This is a genomic window from Oceanobacter sp. 5_MG-2023, assembly GCF_030548165.1.
GTDB lineage: Bacteria > Pseudomonadota > Gammaproteobacteria > Pseudomonadales > Oceanobacteraceae > Oceanobacter.
In genome coordinates this window covers 57637-75575 of sequence record NZ_JAUORS010000008.1, presented here as the reverse complement: position 1 = coordinate 75575, position 17939 = coordinate 57637, and the positions used below count along the sequence as shown (strand labels likewise).

General features: G+C 54.0%; 21 protein-coding genes. 6 read left to right on the top strand and 15 right to left on the bottom strand.

The window, feature by feature from the left end; translation table 11 throughout:
- Positions 1-243: 243 nt before the first annotated feature.
- The 3 genes from Q4551_RS07360 to Q4551_RS07350 are packed head-to-tail and all read left to right on the top strand — an operon-like array spanning position 244 to position 2785.
- Positions 244-1653, top strand: a complete 1410-nt coding sequence (locus tag Q4551_RS07360; protein WP_303432830.1) for a cytochrome ubiquinol oxidase subunit I — start codon at positions 244-246, stop codon at positions 1651-1653.
- Entirely contained in the window at positions 1653-2648 is a 996-nt protein-coding gene (gene cydB / locus Q4551_RS07355; RefSeq protein WP_303432828.1) for a cytochrome d ubiquinol oxidase subunit II, read from the top strand. Before Q4551_RS07360 ends, cydB begins: the two co-directional genes overlap by 1 nt.
- Positions 2648-2785 (top strand): hypothetical protein, encoded by a 138-nt coding sequence (locus Q4551_RS07350; protein WP_303432826.1) that lies wholly within the window; start codon positions 2648-2650, stop codon positions 2783-2785. Before cydB ends, Q4551_RS07350 begins: the two co-directional genes overlap by 1 nt.
- A gap of 286 nt (positions 2786-3071) precedes the next feature.
- Here the strand turns inward: Q4551_RS07350 and Q4551_RS07345 are convergent, their stop codons facing one another.
- The 14 genes from Q4551_RS07345 to Q4551_RS07280 form a co-directional block, all read right to left on the bottom strand.
- Entirely contained in the window at positions 3072-4070 is a 999-nt protein-coding gene (locus tag Q4551_RS07345; RefSeq protein ID WP_303432825.1) for a transposase, read from the bottom strand.
- 214 nt (positions 4071-4284) lie between these two features.
- Positions 4285-4533: a DUF2164 domain-containing protein gene (locus Q4551_RS07340; RefSeq protein ID WP_303432824.1), complete on the bottom strand. Its 249-nt coding sequence runs from the start codon at positions 4531-4533 to the stop codon at positions 4285-4287.
- Between the two features lie 137 nt (positions 4534-4670).
- Positions 4671-5153, bottom strand: a complete 483-nt coding sequence (gene bfr / locus Q4551_RS07335) for a bacterioferritin (RefSeq protein ID WP_303432823.1) — start codon at positions 5151-5153, stop codon at positions 4671-4673.
- 10 nt (positions 5154-5163) lie between these two features.
- The gene (gene bfr, locus Q4551_RS07330; RefSeq protein WP_303432822.1) at positions 5164-5637 is read right to left on the bottom strand and encodes a bacterioferritin; all 474 of its coding nucleotides are present in this window, start codon (positions 5635-5637) and stop codon (positions 5164-5166) included.
- Between the two features lie 210 nt (positions 5638-5847).
- Entirely contained in the window at positions 5848-6327 is a 480-nt protein-coding gene (locus Q4551_RS07325) for a DUF2947 domain-containing protein (RefSeq protein ID WP_303432821.1), read from the bottom strand.
- 140 nt (positions 6328-6467) lie between these two features.
- Positions 6468-7871 (bottom strand): threonine synthase, encoded by a 1404-nt coding sequence (gene thrC, locus Q4551_RS07320; protein ID WP_303432917.1) that lies wholly within the window; start codon positions 7869-7871, stop codon positions 6468-6470.
- Between the two features lie 206 nt (positions 7872-8077).
- On the bottom strand, positions 8078-9532 hold the full coding sequence (locus Q4551_RS07315) for an NADPH cytochrome P450 oxidoreductase family protein (protein WP_303432820.1): 1455 nt from the start codon (positions 9530-9532) through the stop codon (positions 8078-8080).
- Complete coding sequence (locus Q4551_RS07310; protein ID WP_303432818.1) at positions 9532-10362, bottom strand: DUF4198 domain-containing protein; 831 nt, start codon at positions 10360-10362, stop codon at positions 9532-9534. The genes Q4551_RS07315 and Q4551_RS07310 overlap by 1 nt, the downstream gene beginning before the upstream one ends.
- 37 nt (positions 10363-10399) lie before the next feature.
- A complete protein-coding gene (locus Q4551_RS07305; protein WP_303432817.1) occupies positions 10400-10921 on the bottom strand; it encodes a DUF2271 domain-containing protein in 522 nt (173 codons plus the stop codon).
- A 58-nt stretch (positions 10922-10979) separates the two neighbouring features.
- Positions 10980-11624, bottom strand: a complete 645-nt coding sequence (locus tag Q4551_RS07300; protein ID WP_303432816.1) for a PepSY-associated TM helix domain-containing protein — start codon at positions 11622-11624, stop codon at positions 10980-10982.
- Positions 11625-11964: 340 nt separating this feature from the next.
- Positions 11965-12351 carry a hypothetical protein gene (locus Q4551_RS07295; protein WP_303432815.1) on the bottom strand — a complete coding sequence of 129 codons (387 nt, stop codon included), beginning with the start codon at positions 12349-12351 and terminating at the stop codon, positions 11965-11967.
- Between the two features lie 2 nt (positions 12352-12353).
- The gene (locus Q4551_RS07290; RefSeq protein WP_303432814.1) at positions 12354-12668 is read right to left on the bottom strand and encodes a rhodanese-like domain-containing protein; all 315 of its coding nucleotides are present in this window, start codon (positions 12666-12668) and stop codon (positions 12354-12356) included.
- On the bottom strand, positions 12668-13069 hold the full coding sequence (locus Q4551_RS07285; protein ID WP_303432813.1) for a hypothetical protein: 402 nt from the start codon (positions 13067-13069) through the stop codon (positions 12668-12670). Before Q4551_RS07285 ends, Q4551_RS07290 begins: the two co-directional genes overlap by 1 nt.
- A gap of 107 nt (positions 13070-13176) precedes the next feature.
- Positions 13177-13377 (bottom strand): heavy-metal-associated domain-containing protein, encoded by a 201-nt coding sequence (locus Q4551_RS07280; protein ID WP_303432812.1) that lies wholly within the window; start codon positions 13375-13377, stop codon positions 13177-13179.
- 314 nt (positions 13378-13691) lie between these two features.
- On the opposite strand from Q4551_RS07280, the gene Q4551_RS07275 reads away from it, so the two are divergent.
- The 3 genes from Q4551_RS07275 (at position 13692) to Q4551_RS07265 (ending at position 17333) form a co-directional block, all read left to right on the top strand.
- Positions 13692-16268 carry a heavy metal translocating P-type ATPase gene (locus tag Q4551_RS07275; RefSeq protein ID WP_303432811.1) on the top strand — a complete coding sequence of 859 codons (2577 nt, stop codon included), beginning with the start codon at positions 13692-13694 and terminating at the stop codon, positions 16266-16268.
- Positions 16269-16352: 84 nt separating this feature from the next.
- A complete protein-coding gene (gene cueR / locus Q4551_RS07270; protein WP_303432810.1) occupies positions 16353-16754 on the top strand; it encodes a Cu(I)-responsive transcriptional regulator in 402 nt (133 codons plus the stop codon).
- Between the two features lie 177 nt (positions 16755-16931).
- The gene (locus Q4551_RS07265) at positions 16932-17333 is read left to right on the top strand and encodes a NifB/NifX family molybdenum-iron cluster-binding protein (protein WP_303432809.1); all 402 of its coding nucleotides are present in this window, start codon (positions 16932-16934) and stop codon (positions 17331-17333) included.
- On the opposite strand, the gene Q4551_RS07260 is transcribed toward Q4551_RS07265, so the two are convergent.
- Positions 17330-17857, bottom strand: coding sequence for a DUF3087 family protein (locus tag Q4551_RS07260; RefSeq protein WP_303432808.1), 528 nt, complete (start codon positions 17855-17857; stop codon positions 17330-17332). The genes Q4551_RS07265 and Q4551_RS07260 overlap by 4 nt on opposite strands.
- Between the last annotated feature and the right edge of the window lie 82 nt (positions 17858-17939).

Below are 17939 nucleotides of genomic sequence, written 5' to 3'. Positions count from 1 at the left end.
CTATCTCAAAATTTTATCTGTTTTTGGAGAAAGCAAAATGAATACTGGATTTTTCATGACGGAAGTCATCGCACTGTTCAGCATTGCTGGTTTGGCATTATTTCCTTTGGCCATCCAGAAAATGCGCACGCTGGCCAGCAACAAGGCCAACTAGCGGACGACTTGATCAATCATTTTTATCATTCACGGCTTTTGTTTTTTATAAAATATTAAAAGCTCTGGTTTAACACTATTGGAATGGCTATGGATCTCGACGTCGCTCTATTATCCAGATTGCAGTTCGCCTTTACGGTGAGCTTTCATATTATCTTCCCCAGCATTACTATTGGCCTGGCCACATTAATTGCTATCTGGGAAGGTTTATGGTTAAAAACCCACAACCCTTATTACTTGCAACTGGCCAAATTCTGGATAAAACCCTTTGCCATTACCTTTGGTATGGGCGTCGTATCCGGTATTGTTTTATCCTATGAATTCGGCACCAATTTTTCCAGGTTTTCGGAAATGACTGGCGCAGTATTAGGGCCATTAATGGCTTATGAAGTGCTAACGGCCTTTTTTATGGAAGCCGGTTTTCTTGGGGTGATGCTATTTGGCTGGCAGCGGGTTGGCCGCAAACTGCACTTCTTTGCCACCACGGTGGTGATGGTCGGCACCTGGTTTTCCGCATTCTGGATTATTGTTGCCAACTCCTGGATGCAAACCCCTGCCGGTTACATCATTGTCGATGGCCACTTTGAGGTGGCCAGCTGGATGGAAGTCATCTTCAACCCCTCCATGCCTTACCGCCTGATGCATATGCTGATGGCCTCGTTGATCACCGCCACCTTTGTGGTCGCCGGTATCAGTGCTTACTACCTGTTAAAAAAACAGCATATTCCCTTCGCCCGCAAAGGCTTGTCCATGTGCATGTGGTTCGCTCTGGTCTTGACGCCATTACAAGCATGGGTGGGTGATATGCACGGCTTGAGCGTCAAGGAGCACCAGCCAACCAAGCTGGCGGCGATTGAGGGCATTTGGCCTGCGGAAGAAAACAACGTACCACTACTGCTGTTTGCCATGCCGAACATGGCCACCGAATCCAACGATTATGAAATTGCGATTCCAAACCTTGGCAGCCTGCTGTTGACCCATAGCTGGGATGGCGCGCTGCAAGGCCTGAAAGCCGTACCGGCAGCAGATCGTCCCAACGTACCACTGGTGTTCTGGTCATTCCGGGTAATGGTCGGTATTGGCTTCGGCATGATCTGTATTGCCCTGCTGGCGCTGGCTTTACGTCGCAAAGAGCGCTTGTTTGAGAGCAAACCCTTTCTGGCACTGGTAACGCTGTTTACTCCCAGTGGAGTGATTGCGGTGCTCGCTGGCTGGTACGTGGTGGAAGTCGGTCGCCAGCCCTGGATTGTTTATAACCTGGTGCGTACCGCAGACATCGTATCGCCACTACCAGCCGAGCGGGTGTTGTTCACGCTGATCATGTTTGTGTTGATCTATACCTCCCTGCTGGGTGTTTACCTCTACTTCATGCGCAAATTGATTAAAAAAGGCCCACCCACCATGAACGCACTGGAAGAACAGTTGATTGGTATGGATGCCCCCGGCTATGCCCTCGCCTGGGTCAAAAACCTGAACCAACAAGAACGAGGAGCAAAATAATGGATCTGGCCTTGTTCTATTTCCTGTTATTGGGATTTTCCATCTTTATGTATGTGTTGCTGGATGGCTTTGACCTGGGGATCGGCATTCTCTACCCCTGGTTTGATCAGGATGGTGAACGTGACCACCTGATGCGCTCCATCTCACACGTCTGGGACGGTAATGAAACCTGGCTGGTATTTGGCGGCGTCATGCTATTTGCAGCCTTCCCTGCTGCCTATGCCGCGATTACCACGGTATTTTACCTGCCGATTATGCTGATGCTGTTTGCGCTGATTTTCCGGGGAGTGGCGTTTGAATATCGTTTCAAATCCGACACCTCGCGACCCTATTGGGATTTTGCCTTCAGCGCCGGTTCTGCCATTGCCGCTTTTTGCCAGGGCATGCTGCTAGGCTCTCTGGTGCAAGGTATTCCAGCAGGTAGTCACAGCCTGTCGAGCCTGCATTGGCTAACACCCTTTTCGGTATTGACGGGCTTTGCGGTTATGGCAGGTTACGCTTTATTAGCCGCCTGCTATCTCTATATGAAAAGTCGTGGCCAGATTCAGCAACACGCCGCCAAACTGGGAAAATACCTGCTGATGACCACCCTGTTCGCCATGGTGGCAGTGAGTTTATGGACCGTAATCAGTCAGCCAGCTATAAGGGATCGCTGGTTTACCGACAACCACTTTTTATTGTTGTCGCCACTGCCGATACTGACCTTTGTGGCAGCATTATTCGCCTGGCGAGGACTGCACAACCACCAACACGAAAGCCGCCCCTTCTGGTGTGCCGCCATCATCTTTTTGCTCAGCTTTGCCGGATTGGTTGTTGGTCTGTTTCCCTATCTGATACCGGGCCAGCTAACCTTTATGGCAGCAGCATCCCCCGACAGCAGCCTGTACTTTTTATTACCCGGCGTGTGTATTTTTATCCCGCTGATTTGCCTTTATACCTTATGGGGTTACCGGGTATTTTCCGGCAAGGTAGAAGATTATCAGGAGGGTTATTAATGGATGTAACCACTATTAAAAACAAGATAGCCAGGCTTAAATCCTGGCAATGGTTTTTACTGCTGTATTTAATCGGTTTTACCGCCGTTTTTTCGATGTCCTACGGGATCAAACTACTGATGACCGGCTTGCCCTGAGCCACTCTGGTCAGGGACATCTTTTTAACTAGGACACCCACTTTTATTTTCCGGTGAAATTGGCTGAAATTGGGACACCGGAATAAATTGGGACACCCACTTTTATTTTCAAGCTGCGGTATCCCACTTCAGGCTTTGCCAGACTAATCTGCCTGTTTTTGGTGGTCATTGGCAGGGCGAACTAGTGATAAAAAGGATAAATCTTGATCGTTGCGCGTGATCAAGCCTCAGAGTATGTCTCTGATCGTCGTACCTGGTTTGGGAAATTCGCGGTGAGTGATTCGGATCAGCCCGCCAACAGCTTCCTGGCTGGTGCTATCCCGGTCGGTCGTTTGTAACCGAGTCGTTCGCAGGCAGAACGAACATTGGATTCGCTACCAACAAAGGTTGTGAAGCACTGCTCGAATTGCTGACTAATGGTCAGCCACTGATTGTCATCTAGGCCAATTCGGCTGAGGATCGGCGATAAGCTTGTATCAATCGCGCCACGTTTATCGCCGCGAGCTATCCGCCCGGTTGCATCAACTAACGCCAGATAGTCACTCAACGGCATCTGGATACCCACGGGTGAATTCTGTTTCGGGTGGCCAACAAATGGCAAAAGCCCGGAAGATTGCCGTTCGATGGCATCGGTATTCACCGTCGTTGTTGCGTCATTGATTCGACGGCTAACGGATGTGTGATCGGAGGTTTCAAGCGTCGCGGCAATTTTCGCTCTCACCGGATTTAAATCCACGTAAGCCATGCAACTGAGTAACGCCGCTTCGTCGAGCAATGCCTGGGACTTGAAACGACCTTCCCAGAATCGCCCGGAGCAGTCGTCTTCCGCATTCGCCTCGCGGGCAATGGCTTCGTTTAACACGCGCATAAACCAGCTGATATCCGACAATCGGGAGCGCCATTCCTCAATCAGAATCGACAACCGCTGCTGCTCCGGCTCTGAGAGCAATTCTTCCTGCACAAACCGCTGCGACAGCGCATTGCCCTTGAACAGCTGATGCCAGCGCAGCACAACGTCCATATCGCTCCAGGCCTGAGCCTGCCAGGTATCGATAAACAGCACCACGTGGTAGTGATTCGACATCACTGCATAAGCCGCAACCTGGATGGCGAATATTTGCGGTAACGCCAGAATACGCTCTTCCAGCCAGCCTCGCCGATGTTCGTAACTCTGGCTAGACACTGAATCTGTTCCACACAGATAAGCGCGACGTACACAGCGGGAAACGCAGTGGTAATAAGGAGTGGCCTCAATCGAGACCTGTTGTTTACGAGGCTTGGGCATAGTCGAACTCCGTCCGTGAAGTTGATGATTTTCAATTATGACATCGCGACGCGGCAATGGAATCAGGCAAAAGTACTTGATTGGTGGGTGTCTTAATGGATTGTTATTGCTTGATTGATGGGTGTCTCAATGGATTGTCGAGTTGATGGGTGTCTCAATAGTAGGATTGTTTAGTGGGTGTCTTAATAGGGATTTGGTGTCTTAATAGAGGATTTCACTCCCCCTCTGGCTGTTCCAGCTCTTGCAGCAAATAGCCCACTTCTTCCATCTTTTCATGCAGCAGCTGCTGGCTGTCTTGCAAACCGCGATTGTAGTAATACGGGCCGATTTCACGGGCAAAAAAATCAATCAGAAACTCGGCATCAAAGCTGCCAATGTCTTGCTGCAGCTCGTCGTTGAAGTATTTTTTCACTTTGGCTGCCATGTGTGATTTTTGTTCTGTAGAAAATCGAATTTCGTTCATATCGGTTCCTGGCTAACCCTTTATTTTGATGGCAAAAAAACAGCCCCAGGTTGATCGCTCAACAAGGGGCTGTTTTGAATCGTGCTTGAGTTGGCGCAGTCCTGTCAAAGCGGACAGCAGCTGCGGGCATCGCGTCCTCAGGCAGCAGGGGCATCCATTTGTGATTGCAGGTAGTTCTGCAAGCCGATGCGCTTGATCAGGCCCAGCTGTTTTTCCAGCCAGTAAGCGTGGTCCACTTCGGTGTCATCCAGCATTTTCAGCAAGATATCACGCGTTACATAATCCTGAACCGACTCGCAATAAGCCATCACCTCACGAACATCGGCCACCACCTGATATTCGAGATTCAGGTCATTCTGCAACATGGTCGGTACATCGTTACCAACGTGAATCGGTGTACGGGTAACCATATCGGGTGTGCCTTCGAGGAACAGGATACGTTCAATCAGGTCGGCAGCGTGTTGTTTTTCGTCATCAAATTCGTGGGAGATACGGACGTACAGCTTGTCCAGGCCCCAGTCCTGATACATGCAAGAGTGAACAAAGTACTGGTCCATGGCAGTGAGTTCACCCGCCAGCAGTTCGTTCAGTTTTTCAATAACCTGTTGATTGCCTTTCATGGTGTTCCCCTTAGTCGTCGCTCATCATGGACTGCAGATAGTTTTCGATACCGGTGTTGGCGATCAGATGCTGCTGGGTTTCGATCCAGTCCAGATGCTCTTCTTCGTACTCGGTGATTTCTTCCAGTACTTCGCGACTGACGAAGTCCTTGACCGATTCACAGTAGGCGATGGCTTCACGCAGCAGCGCCAGCTGTTCGACGATCTGGTCCATGTCGCACTGCAACATCTCGGCCGGGCTTTCACCGATGCGCAGACGATTCAGTTTCTGCAGATTAGGCAGGCCTTCCAGAAACAGTACGCGTTCAATCAGTTCATCAGCCTGTTTCATATCCTTGATGGATTTTTTGAAGCATTTTTTGTCGAGTGCTTCGAAACCCCAGTTCTTATACATGCGGGCATGCAGGAAATACTGGTTGATCGAAGTCAGCTCAATGGTTAACACCTGGTTCAGGTATTCAATAACCTTGCTATCGCCTTTCATAAGCCCCTAATCCTTGTCGTGATTACATTGATGCCAAGTCTAGGTATCAAAAGGCTGGTCGGCAAGTCTGTAAATGCAATATTTACGTTATAAATAAGTTTGCACCTACCAATATTATTGAATTTTCAATTTTGTAGCAAAACAAACAAGTTATTGATTTTAAACAATTTTATATCAATAAAACTCAATCGCCTTATCATTTGAAAACCATCACCGTTTAGGACGAGTTCCTGTTTGATATAAGCCATCATTAAAAAACCACACCACTTCATCACGACTCTTTCCCAGTAACATTGGCTGGTCATCAACAAAAAGAAAATTCTTCCAGTGTTGCTGAAATATATCCCAGCGCGTCTGGACAATATGATCGACGTCGTAACAAAAAAAGACGGTGACGTTGGTCTCCCAGTGAATATGCTGCGCCAGGTCTTCCGGCATGCTGTTTTCGTCGGCTTCCCAGGCATTCTGCCAGTTTGCCTTCGGCTGCCAGATACCTTTTTTGGATGGCCAGTCATCACCTAGAAAGTGGCTGGCATGCGCCGCTTCCTTGCTGATATGGGTTTTCCAGAACTGGTTGGCTGAGGCCTTGTCGAGCGGGCGAATCAGCGCCAACGTCTCAGAATCGATCGGTAATTCACGATGACGGAAAATCCAGCCCCATTTAAAGTCGTTCAGGGATACGTACTGCATGGCAAGCCTCGGGGGAAGAGAGTCAAACTCGGAATGTCAGATGTACCACCGTTACCATAATCTGCACAGCAGTCCAGTGGTCGATGGTCAAGTGATAAGAAACCAGGCAGCGGGCACGCTGGTGCCCGCTGGCAAGCCAATCAGTCTTTGAAGGTGTGGCTGGCAATAAATGCGTGCACGGTGGCCAGATCGGCAGGTAATACGCTCAACCGCTCTTCGCGTTCCATCAGATCGGTTAGATGATGCGGCAGTTTGGGCATTTCGAATCCGGCGCGCTGGACCGCTTCTTCGAATTTCACCGGATGCGCGGTGCCCAATGTGATCATCGGAATCCGGGGGTTGCGACGGCATTCCCGAGCGGCTTTCACACCAATGGCGGTATGCGGGTCCAGCAGGTAGCCGGTTTCGGCAAAGACCTGTTGCATCGTTGCAATGGTGGCATCCTGATCCACCGCGAGGCTGTCGAACAACTGGCGGGCGCTGGCCAGCTTGTCTGCGTCGAGGGAGACCACTTCGGTTTTGGCATTCATCCGGCCCATCAGGTCGGCCAGAGCGGCGCCGTCGCGATCGTACAGGTCAAACAACAGACGCTCAAAGTTGGACGATACAGCAATGTCCATGGATGGCGTGATGGTGTGCTTGAGCGGGTGAACTTCGTACAGGTTCTGGCTCATCAACCGATGCAGGACGTCGTTTTCATTGGTCGCAATGATCAGCTGCTCGATTGGCAGGCCCATTTTACGCGCCATGTATCCGGCAAAAATATCGCCGAAATTCCCGGTCGGTACCGAATATGCCATTGGCCGCAGTGGACCACCCAGGTTCAGGCTGGAATAGAAGTAATAAACAATCTGGGACATGATGCGTGCCCAGTTGATGCTGTTGACAGCGACCAGCTTGCGTTCACCGCGCAAGAAGGACTGGTCGCCAAAGCTGGCCTTGACCATATCCTGCGCCTGGTCGAAATTGCCTTCGATGGCGATGTTGAAGATATTGTCGCCGGTAACGGTAGTCATCTGGCGGCGTTGCACTTCAGAGACCTTGCCATGGGGATGCAGGATAAAGATATCCACATTACGACAAGCCTTGGTGCCTTCGATGGCCGCCGAGCCGGTATCACCCGAGGTGGCTCCCATGATCACGACCTTTTCCTGACGCCGTTCCAGTACGTAATCCAGCAAGCGTCCCAGCAGTTGCAGGGCAAAATCCTTGAACGCCAGCGTCGGGCCGTGAAACAGTTCCAGCACGTATTCGTTGTGGTCGATCTGCTGCAACGGCGCAACAGCTTTATGACCAAAAGCACCGTATACATCATCGATCATGCCTTGTAATGCATCGGCGTCTACGCAACCTTCCACGAAGGGATAAATCACCTTGTGCGCCAGTTCGGTATACGACAGGTCACGCCAGGATTCAATCTCTTCCAGAGAGAATTGTGGCACGTCTTTCGGTACGTACAGGCCGCCGTCAGCGGCCAGACCGGTTAACAGAACGTCGTCGAACGCCAGCTCTGGCGCATTACCCCGAGTGGAGATGTATTTCATCATGGTGTGAAAACCCGAATGCAGTGGTGGATTCGTGCAGCGCCAACACCGGCGTGGCCGTGCAGACCATCAATGTACCGGCAGGGTGCTAGAAAAGTGGGCTAGCTTACCTGTTTTGACCGCATTGCGCACGACCAGCCGGAGGAATTGTGAACAGCAAGCCGTCACCTGACTGACGACTTGCTCCACCGGGCAAGTGCCCATATTCAATAGACATCGCGGCGATAACGGCCCTGCACATCCAGCGCATCGACCTGATCATCTCCCAGTACAGCACGCAGTACCTGATCAACAGCGCTGGCCATACCGGCACGACTGCCACACAGATAAATCATCGCGCCCTGTTGCAGCCAGTGCTGCAGTTCTTGCTGCTGTTGTTCCAGCACCTGCTGCACATACCCCCGGGTCAGATGCCCTGTCTGTAACTCTCCGTCAATGTCGCGGGAGAACGCCAAATCCAGACGCCCCAGCAAACCTTGCGCTTGCCATTGCTGCAGCTCTGTCTGCCAGAGCGCGTCGTGAGCCAGGGTACGTTCACCAAAGATCAGCCAATGCCGGGCCGTCGAACTCCGTTCAAAGCGCTGCTGCAGATGTGCCCGCAGTCCGGCCAGCCCGGTGCCATTACCAATCAGAATCAGCGGGACATCGGTATCCGGGGCATGGAAACCAGTGTTCTCAATAACCTGTAAACGCGCTGCTGCCTGCAATGGCAATTGTGTACATAAAAAGCCGCTGCCCAGTCCGGGCTGACCATCAGCCTGGAACTGCTCCCGTACCAGCAACCGCAGATGCCCTTCCGATGGCAGACTGGCGATGGTGTAATCGCGGCTTTGTATTTTGCCCGCCGCATCATCCAGACTCAGCCGGGCGATATCTCCGGCTTGCCAGACGTCGGAGCATTGAAAATCCAGTTCGAACACCCGATGACCGGGGCTGCCGTGATTCAGACACTGCCGCCGTAACAAGACATTTGGCGTATGCGCCGGCTTGGCGGATAACGGCCCAGCAGCGGCGGCTGTCGAAATACCGTCGGTCTCTGTGATGGAAGTCGTATCGCCCCATAAACCGGCACTCAGACCGGTATAATCCGGCACCCTGTCGAGATGAGACTGCCAGCGCTGCAAATCGGCCGGAGCCAGATTATCCACCAGCACCGGCTCAAACAATCGCTCGGCCCCTGCTGCCTGCAAGGCATCACTGACAGCCACCCCAAACGCACAGAATTCCGGGTAGGCACGGTCTCCCAGCGCCAGAACGGCAACCCGACATGTCCAGCCCCCATGGTCAGAGCGTGGGTCTTGCAACCGGGACAAAAACCGGTTGCCATTATCCGGGGCTTCTCCTTCTCCGGTGGTGCTGATAAAGAGAAAGATATCCCGACCGTGCGGCAATGAAGACGACAACAGTGCCTGAGTCAGCTGATTCAGGGTTAGCAGGTGAGCAGCACGACCCTGGTGCTGCAATCGCTGTTGCCACTGTTCCGCCAGCGAGCGGGCATGGCCGCTTTCGCTGGCGTAGACACACAATGGCCCACCGACACCATCGGCGTCAGCAGGTGTAACCCCCCAGCCGAGCCGGTGCCGATAACACCAACCCGTCAACAGCAACCAGGCCAGCACCAGCACAATGGCTTGCAGTTCCGCCATCCCGATGTAACTCATCAGTCCGGCAGTACCTCAAAGACACCCACGTAGCTGCCGGTACGTTCGGTAGCCGGTTTTTTGGCGTCGTCGTCCTGGTATTCCGCTTCCAGGAAGTAGCGACCCGGGGCAGGCCAGTCAATCTGGATATTACCCTGGCGACTGGTGGTCAGCTCGATGGCTTCCTGATCGTTGCGGTAGCGGGAACCTTCACGAATCAGAGTGACTTTTGCGCCTTTGGCGGGCTTGCCGTCAATCAGAAACTGGAACGTCGCGTCTTCCCCAACGTACAGGTCTGTCGGATGTGTGACCGGCTTCATTTCAAAGCCCTGGCCAGTCACCTTGTTGGCATTGTCGGAGGGTTCGCCAGCAGTCACAAAGGTTTCCAGGCGGCGGGAGTATTGGCTTACTTTCAGGTTTTTGGCGTTTTTGGGGACGTTCTTGTCAAAACCTTCCTGGGTGTAGTCTTCACCTCGCCCTGGGTAAGAGCCTCGCTTGCCATCACTTTTTTCCCAGCGCGCACGCAGACCTTGTGAGGCGATAAACACCCGGTACGTGCCTTCTTGCTTCAGGGTCAGATCGAAGGTGCTGCGGTAGCGGGCTTTGGCGGCGTTTTCCGGCTCCACCATGCTGCCATCGGGTGCGGTGATACGAACGCTCTTAACGTTCAGGGCAAAATGGTCAAAATTGAAGATTTCGTTGGAGACAGCAGCATCAAACGCCACCACCGGCTCTTCTCCGGACAAGACCGTCACATCCGGCAAGATCCAGGCACGGTGCGCATTGACCTGCATCGACATCAGGGTCGCACCGGCCAAAACGGCAGCGCTCAATAATTTCAGTGGTTTCATACACGTATTCCTTTATCAAATGATGGGTTGGCAAGGATCAGGGCTGGATACTGAGGACAACGTCGCCCAGCTCTTTGGAGCCATTGGCGGTGGCACTGAAGCTGCCGTCCACCGGCCATTGAAACGGGATGCTCAGCAGTTCACGTCCGCCCACTTCCCGAGCGGCTTCCACACGTAGCTGGTAATTACCCGCTGGCAAGTCCGCCAACCGGGCCTGATTGCTACGAAAAGAAAGGTCGTACTGGCCTGGGCCACGGGTGGCACTGGTGATGCCGTCGACGGGCATATCCAGCGAACGGCCGCTTTTGCGCCACCACTGGCGCATGTCTTTCAGCCACTTGTCACCTTCGTTATCCGCCATGTCGGCGTCGTACCAGACGTCCAGATTGGTCACTGCGCGGGTGTCCTTGTTTTCCAGCCAGATCGCAACATAGGGCTTGTGGTATTCCGCGACCTTGAGGTCAGGCAGTTCAATGCCGATGCGTAACTCGGTAGCGCTTGCCTGACTGGCCAGCACACTGGCTGCCAGAACCAGCAAGCATTTTTTACCCGGTAACATACAGACTCCTTATATGGTGTGTTCATGAGCCATCCGCCAAGGATGGCGCGTTACAGATTTAATGGATGGTCAGTAAAACCAGCAGCAGAGGTATCACCAGTCCCAGCGACACCATCGGCCAGGTTCCCGGCCGCTGGCGGGCATATCGCACCAGCAACCAGCAGCCACTCAGAGAAAAAACAATGCAACTGACCGAAAACACATCCAGAAACCAGCTCCACGCCACTCCGGTATTACGGCCTTTGTGCAAATCGTTCAGAAACGAGATCGGCCCACGGTCGGTCTTTTCGTAAATCAGCCAGCCGGATTCCAGATCCAGGCTCAGCCAGGCATCACCGCCCGGTCGCGGCATACCGAGGTAGACTTCAAGATCGTCCCATTCGGCATCCAGTGCCGGAATACTCAGATCGTGGTTTTGCTGCAGCCATTGCCGCACCGACAAGGGCAAGGGGCCGTCTGAACGCTGTGCCAGTATCTCCAGCAAGCCGGGCGACAAGGTGGTTTCGATGGTGGTAACCACGGCTTCGGCAGGAATATGGCGGGCGTTGTTCAAGGTGATGCCGGTGATGGCGAACAGCAGCATGCCGACCAGACACAAGGCGGAGCTGACCCAATGCCATTGGCGCAAGGTCGCCAACGACACGGATTTCCAACGGGTGGCTACTGGAGTTGCAGAATTTGCTGCCGGGGGCGCCGCAGACATGGTGTCCCTGTTTGTTATGGTCAAGTGGATGAATCAGACGATGAACACGTAATACACGGCGCCAACGGTCCTTTTTGTGGCGACAGAGTGTGTCTCAGTTAGTTACAAATCTACAATTGAAAATATTAATGAGAAACAGTATCAGTGCGTTTTGTAGGTATAACAGGCAGACCGATATGCCAGGAGCAGGCCATAGGTACAGGTACAGCACAGGAACAGTGCCGGGAATAACAGAAAAAATCAGAGAACGGCAAGATCACCTGCGCAACAGCCTGCCATGAGTGAATGCAGGGCGGTTACTGCAGGACACAGCATAAGATGTGGTTAATGCAAGACGCGGTTAATGCAATACAGGCAAAGGCTGGATTTCATTCACGTCCAGATGAACAGCCAGGATACTGACCAGTGATGGCAGTGACAGGTTTTCAAACACGTCGTACACCGGATTGGCTTCCGATGACTCGGGGTACTCCAGATGAACGCCATAACGACCTGGCGCCTGACCCAGGGTATACAGGTAAGCGCGCATTTCCGGTTCGTCCAGATCACAAATATACACCGCTCGCAGATCGGTCAGGATGCGTTCGTCAATCGCAAACCCATCCTCCCCCAGCTGTTCTGTCAGCAGCAGCAACAGGTGCTTGATATCCTGATCCTTGTCCATGGCCCAGATATTCAATTCGCCGACCCGGATACCTGCCGGGTCGGTCTGCATGGTGGTTTTCATAATCAGCTTGCCACTTGCAGCTCCTGCCAGCGCAGGTAGCCTCCACCAAGGTTATAAACCTGTTTGAAACCGAAGCCGCCAAACAGCTCACACAGGTTTTCACTGCGATGACCCGAGTAGCAATAAATCAGGATCGGTCGTTGCTTGTCGCCCTTGCGCACCAGACTTTCAATCAGGCTGTCGTGGGCATGCAAGGCCCCTTCAAGATGATGGCTGCGATAGTCGCCAACATCGCGACAATCGAGCAGCAACAGATCGGGCTTGTCGAGCAGATTCTGGATGTCTTCACACAGAATCATTTTGACGGGATCGGTCATCAGTGCGTCTCCACTAACCGGCTGATCATGGAGTCATAGGACTGGTGATCAAACTCGATATGTTCACGCGAAAAGAAGTCGGCGGCGTTTTCGACCGCATCCTGAATCGCCGCCAGTACATAGGCCTGACAGTGACGGGACCCAACCATATGCGCAGGGACCGAGGATTCGATCCGCAAACGCCGATTGGTGCGGTCAAATGAATGAAAACGCATCCCCCGAAACGGCGGTACATCGGTGCTGCCCGGCACCAGAAAGTAGAGATCCAGATGAGGATCTTCCGTGTTGGTCTGACGCCCGCTCATACTTGTCAGTTTTGCTGCAACCCTTGTCAGCGCCCCGACAAACGGGCTGTCTGATAACCCGCTTTCTGGCAAATATGCCCCGCAATACAGTGTCATAACGGCAGTCTCCCTAGTCAATTGCCAACTCACAAAGAGGTATTGCAAAGAGTCTGCCAGCTTGCTGGGCCTGCCTCACAGAAGGGCTATTGGCCGCTATGATTCGGTTACCCTTGCTCGTGAGCCGGGAAGCCAGCCTCATGTAACGCCGCGATCAACTCGGCTGCCGCGACCCGGGCATTGGTTTCTACCAGTCCGCTTGCCAGCGACACCTGGACTTCAGACTGATCATCCAGTCCAGTAATAATGCGGGTAACCGCGTTAACACAGCCACTGCATGTCATGCCTTCGACACTGAGTTTCATCATGATGACTCCTGTTTTATCGGCTGGTATCTGTGCTCCGCCGCGGTGATTTTAATGTGGGTTCTGATGCTATGTTGATGATTCAACACCGCTTTCATATGAGCCCTGTCCCCATGACAAGGTCAATACAACCGCAACGCCAAATACCATTCTATTGATCTGGCTCGATGGACAGGGTACAGACTGACGGATTTATCCTGATTCGGTTTACCTTGCCATAATAGGAAGGTTTACCCTGTCCCTCTCATCGCCGCTGATTAACTGGCACCGCCAACACTGACGCTTTATTCGACCTGACAACCTGACAAGGAGATGCCATGTCTGCCATTGCTACCACCAGCCCAGCCACCGACCCAACCGTGGCTCTCGCAGAACACACAGTGCAGCTGCGTATCGATGGCATGACCTGCGCCTCCTGCGCTGCCAGAGTGCAAAAAGCACTGCTCCACGTCGACGGTGTCGAAAACTCCAACGTTAATCTGGCGACGGAAACCGCCACCGTAACAGCCAGACCAGCACCCGCCGGATCATCGACACCCCCCCAGGCCAGCCTGTCGGTACAGGCCCTGATGGACGCCATTACCCTCGCCGGGTACAAAGTGCATCTGCCGCCCCCCATAGAATTGGCCATCGAAGGCATGACCTGTGCGTCCTGCTCCGGTCGTATCGAACGACAACTCAATCTGCAGGCTGGCGTCATCAAGGCCGAGGTTAATCTGAGTACGGAACAGGCACGCATCCAATGTCTGCCCGGCACCACCGCCGAACACCTGATCACCGTGATCGACAAAGCCGGTTTTGGCGCCCGCGCCATCAGCAGCGCCGAACCCGCTGGGCAAGCGTCGCTGGACACCCAGGCCAAGCGCAACGCCGAAGCCAGAATATACCAGCGCGACTTCTGGCTGGCCGTGGCCCTGACCTTGCCAGTGTTTATGCTGGCCATGGGAGGCCATTTGGTGCCAGCGCTGCAGCAGTGGCTTATGACCGTTCTGGGCCAACACACCAACTGGCTGATACAAGGCGCGTTGACCACGCTGGTGCTGCTAGGTCCGGGACGAGGATTTTATCTGCGGGGCATTCCCGCCCTGCTGCATGCCGCACCCGATATGAATTCATTGGTGGCGGTCGGTACGCTGGCAGCCTGGGGGTTCTCCACCATCGCCACACTGGCACCCGGCTTGCTGCCACACGGCACCGTGCACGTGTATTACGAAGCCGCGGCGGTAATCGTCACGCTGATTCTGCTGGGGCGTTTGCTGGAGGCCCGGGCCAAGGGGAAAACCTCCGCCGCCATTCGCCACCTGATGGGACTGCAGCCCCAGACAGCACGGGTACAGCGTAATGGCCAGCGGGTCACAATCGCCCTCGCCGATGTAGTAGCGGGAGATCGTATCGAACTGCGGCCCGGTGAGCGCATCCCGGTGGATGGCAAAGTAGTGGCAGGAGACAGCTATGTCGACGAATCCATGCTGACAGGAGAGCCGGTAGCCGTTCACCGCCAGCCCGGCGACAGCGTTACCGGTGGCACCCTGAACCAGTCCGGTGCCCTGACCCTGCAGGCAACCGCCGTTGGAGAACACAGCGTACTGGCGCAGATTATTCGTATGGTCGAGCAGGCCCAGGGGGCCAAACTGCCGATTCAGGCCCTGGTCGACAAGGTCACACTCTGGTTTGTGCCTACCATTATGGCGCTGGCCTTGCTGACTTTTGGGGTATGGCTGATCTTTGGGCCTGAACCGGCATTAACCTTTGGCCTGGTCAACGCCATCGCGGTGCTGATCGTTGCCTGCCCTTGTGCCATGGGACTGGCCACCCCCACCTCGCTGATGGTCGGCACCGGGCGCGGGGCGGCCATCGGTGTGTTATTCCGCAAAGGAGAGGCCCTGCAACAGTTACAGGATGTGGCGATGATTGCATTCGATAAAACCGGCACCCTGACTGAGGGCAAACCGGCGTTGACCGATTTCGACGTCACCCCGGGTCTTGAAGCAGATTCTCTGCTGGCCATGATCGCGGCGGTTGAACAACACTCCGAACACCCCATTGCCCGCGCCATTGAAGATGCCGCGCAGCAACGACAACTGAACCTGCCGACCTGCTCCGACTTCGCCTCGCTTGCGGGCTTGGGGGTAACCGCCAGGGTGATGACAGACGTCACCCCAAATAGACAGATGCAGACCATTGCACTGGGATCGGATCGACTGATGCAACAACTCGGCATCGATATTCGCCCGCTGGCCCATACCGCTGCCCAACTCGGCCAGGAAGGCAAAACGCCACTGTATGTGGCGTTGGCAGGCCAACTCGCCGCTATTATCGCCGTCTCGGACCCGATCAAGGCCAGCACCCCCGCCGCCATTGCCGGTTTGCACCAGCTGGGTCTCAAGGTGGTAATGATTACCGGCGACAACCACCACACCGCCGCGGCCATTGCACAGACATTGGGGATTGATCAGGTGATTGCCGAGGTATTACCCAGCGGCAAGGTCGACGCCTTGCAACAGCTCAAGAACAAACTCCCGACAGGCCAACAATTGCTCTTTGTTGGTGACGGCATCAACGATGCCCCGGCACTGGCCGCCGCCGATATCGGCATGGCGATTGGAACAGGCACCGACGTCGCCATTGAAGCCGCCGACGTGGTACTGATGTCGGGTAACCTTAACGGTGCCCGCACGGCTATTGCCCTGAGCAAGGCCACCATGACCAATATTCGCCAGAACCTGTTCTGGGCTTTTGCCTACAACGCAGCTCTGGTGCCATTGGCGGCCGGGGTGTTTTATCCATCCTTCGGTTGGTTGTTATCCCCCGCCGTTGCGGCCGCTGCCATGGCCATGTCGTCGGTGTTTGTTATTGGCAATGCCTTGCGACTTAACCGTGTCCGTCTGGCCTGATCACGGTGATCTTCCAGACAACAATAATGGCACCTTCACACGATTGACCCTTCACACGATTGTCCCACAAGACAGGAGACCAGCATGAACATTGGAGCCGCCGCCCGCGCCTCAGGCATCAGCGCCAAAATGCTGCGCTATTACGAGAATATTGGCCTGATCCAGCCTGCGGGACGCAGCGCTGCAGGCTATCGCCAGTACTCCTCGGCCGATATTCATACACTGAGGTTTATCCGTCGTGCCCGGGATATGGGATTTTCGATTAAAAAAACCGGAGAACTGCTGGCCCTGTGGCAAGACCAGTCTCGCCACAGCGAAGACGTCAAACGTCTGGCTACCGAACATATTGACGTGCTGAATCACACCATTACAGAGCTGCAAGCCATGGTCAGCAGCTTGCAATCGCTGCTGCAAGGCTGTGCCGGTGACGATCGCCCGGACTGTCCGATTCTGGAAGAAATCGCCAATCCTCAGCCGCAGAAATAACTGGCGATATCAATAACAGCCAGTTCAGCACAACCGGTATAAGCGTCAGTGCACCACTCAATGCCCAGTCATGCCATTCTGGACATTTTCGTCCGATTGATGTGCCCTTGCCTGCGACGGATCAAATTCGCAACGCCTTCCCGTTTTAGCATAACGCCATTAACCGGAGGAACTCCCATGACAGACACCCTGATCGCTGTTGCCGTACAAGACAACGGCAGCGTATCTCCCCACGCTGGCCGAGCAGCACACTGGCATGTCTATGCCATCTCACAGGGCCAGCCCGAACTGGTCTGGAACCTGACCTTGTCACCAGCAGGCAGCTTGCATGAATGGCATGTCCGCGGTGACGGTAACCGGCACCCATTACACGAGGTGGATATTGCGATTTGCGGATCGGCCGGGGAAGGTGTCACCCGGAGGCTGGCTGAACGCCACACGACTCTGGTGGCGACGTCGGAATCTGACCCGGTCACGGCAGTCATCGCTTATCTCAACAGCAACCTTGCCCCCGGCCGTCCTCATGAAGAACTGCCGTGCCTCGATCCCGAGCATCGCCAGGCAGTCAGCGGCCGCTAAACTCCTGACTTCAGCCGCTGTTTAAAGGCATCCAACAGCGCCGGGCTGTATTCATCAACGGATACGGTCAATTGCCGCTCTGCCAGAGTGGCTTCCAGTTCGATGATTTTCTCTTGCAACTCTGGCAGCGTCAGGGTGTTGTCTTCGGCGGTGTACAACAGCTTGGCGCCGCGCAAGTTAAAGTTCTGAATCACAAATGCCTCACGATCGCCATCAGCCAACGCCTGTTCTATCAGCTTGCTGCTGCGATAAATCCGGTTCAGCTCCTGCTTCAGGCGCCACAGGTACACCACGTCCGCCATCCAGGGTTTGTCCTTGATGATATTAAAGACCAGCCCGACCAGCCCCGCAGCCGTGGCGACAGCCAGCGCATTTAACCAGGTGCTGGACTCACCATTGGCCCATAACCCCCGGTACAGTTCAGAGAACAGTAGTGCCAGTACCAGCAAGGCCACCACCGCGCCACCCTGCACTTGATTAAGACGTTTTTTGTAGCTGCTCTTGTCTATGGGACGCAACTGCACAATCATCCTTCCTGTATCGATAAAAAGAAGCCGCAGCATAAAACAGAATGGGTTGTTAAGCAGGTAACGGCATAAAAAAAAG

Coding starts and splice junctions, on each gene's coding strand:
- Q4551_RS07360 (WP_303432830.1), top strand. CDS start 244: ATGGATCTCGACGTCGCTCTATTATCCAGATTGCAGTTCGCCTTTACG.
- cydB (WP_303432828.1), top strand. CDS start 1,653: ATGGATCTGGCCTTGTTCTATTTCCTGTTATTGGGATTTTCCATCTTT.
- Q4551_RS07350 (WP_303432826.1), top strand. CDS start 2,648: ATGGATGTAACCACTATTAAAAACAAGATAGCCAGGCTTAAATCCTGG.
- Q4551_RS07345 (WP_303432825.1), bottom strand. CDS start 4,070: ATGCCCAAGCCTCGTAAACAACAGGTCTCGATTGAGGCCACTCCTTAT.
- Q4551_RS07340 (WP_303432824.1), bottom strand. CDS start 4,533: ATGAACGAAATTCGATTTTCTACAGAACAAAAATCACACATGGCAGCC.
- bfr (WP_303432823.1), bottom strand. CDS start 5,153: ATGAAAGGCAATCAACAGGTTATTGAAAAACTGAACGAACTGCTGGCG.
- bfr (WP_303432822.1), bottom strand. CDS start 5,637: ATGAAAGGCGATAGCAAGGTTATTGAATACCTGAACCAGGTGTTAACC.
- Q4551_RS07325 (WP_303432821.1), bottom strand. CDS start 6,327: ATGCAGTACGTATCCCTGAACGACTTTAAATGGGGCTGGATTTTCCGT.
- thrC (WP_303432917.1), bottom strand. CDS start 7,871: ATGAAATACATCTCCACTCGGGGTAATGCGCCAGAGCTGGCGTTCGAC.
- Q4551_RS07315 (WP_303432820.1), bottom strand. CDS start 9,532: ATGAGTTACATCGGGATGGCGGAACTGCAAGCCATTGTGCTGGTGCTG.
- Q4551_RS07310 (WP_303432818.1), bottom strand. CDS start 10,362: ATGAAACCACTGAAATTATTGAGCGCTGCCGTTTTGGCCGGTGCGACC.
- Q4551_RS07305 (WP_303432817.1), bottom strand. CDS start 10,921: ATGTTACCGGGTAAAAAATGCTTGCTGGTTCTGGCAGCCAGTGTGCTG.
- Q4551_RS07300 (WP_303432816.1), bottom strand. CDS start 11,624: ATGTCTGCGGCGCCCCCGGCAGCAAATTCTGCAACTCCAGTAGCCACC.
- Q4551_RS07295 (WP_303432815.1), bottom strand. CDS start 12,351: ATGAAAACCACCATGCAGACCGACCCGGCAGGTATCCGGGTCGGCGAA.
- Q4551_RS07290 (WP_303432814.1), bottom strand. CDS start 12,668: ATGACCGATCCCGTCAAAATGATTCTGTGTGAAGACATCCAGAATCTG.
- Q4551_RS07285 (WP_303432813.1), bottom strand. CDS start 13,069: ATGACACTGTATTGCGGGGCATATTTGCCAGAAAGCGGGTTATCAGAC.
- Q4551_RS07280 (WP_303432812.1), bottom strand. CDS start 13,377: ATGATGAAACTCAGTGTCGAAGGCATGACATGCAGTGGCTGTGTTAAC.
- Q4551_RS07275 (WP_303432811.1), top strand. CDS start 13,692: ATGTCTGCCATTGCTACCACCAGCCCAGCCACCGACCCAACCGTGGCT.
- cueR (WP_303432810.1), top strand. CDS start 16,353: ATGAACATTGGAGCCGCCGCCCGCGCCTCAGGCATCAGCGCCAAAATG.
- Q4551_RS07265 (WP_303432809.1), top strand. CDS start 16,932: ATGACAGACACCCTGATCGCTGTTGCCGTACAAGACAACGGCAGCGTA.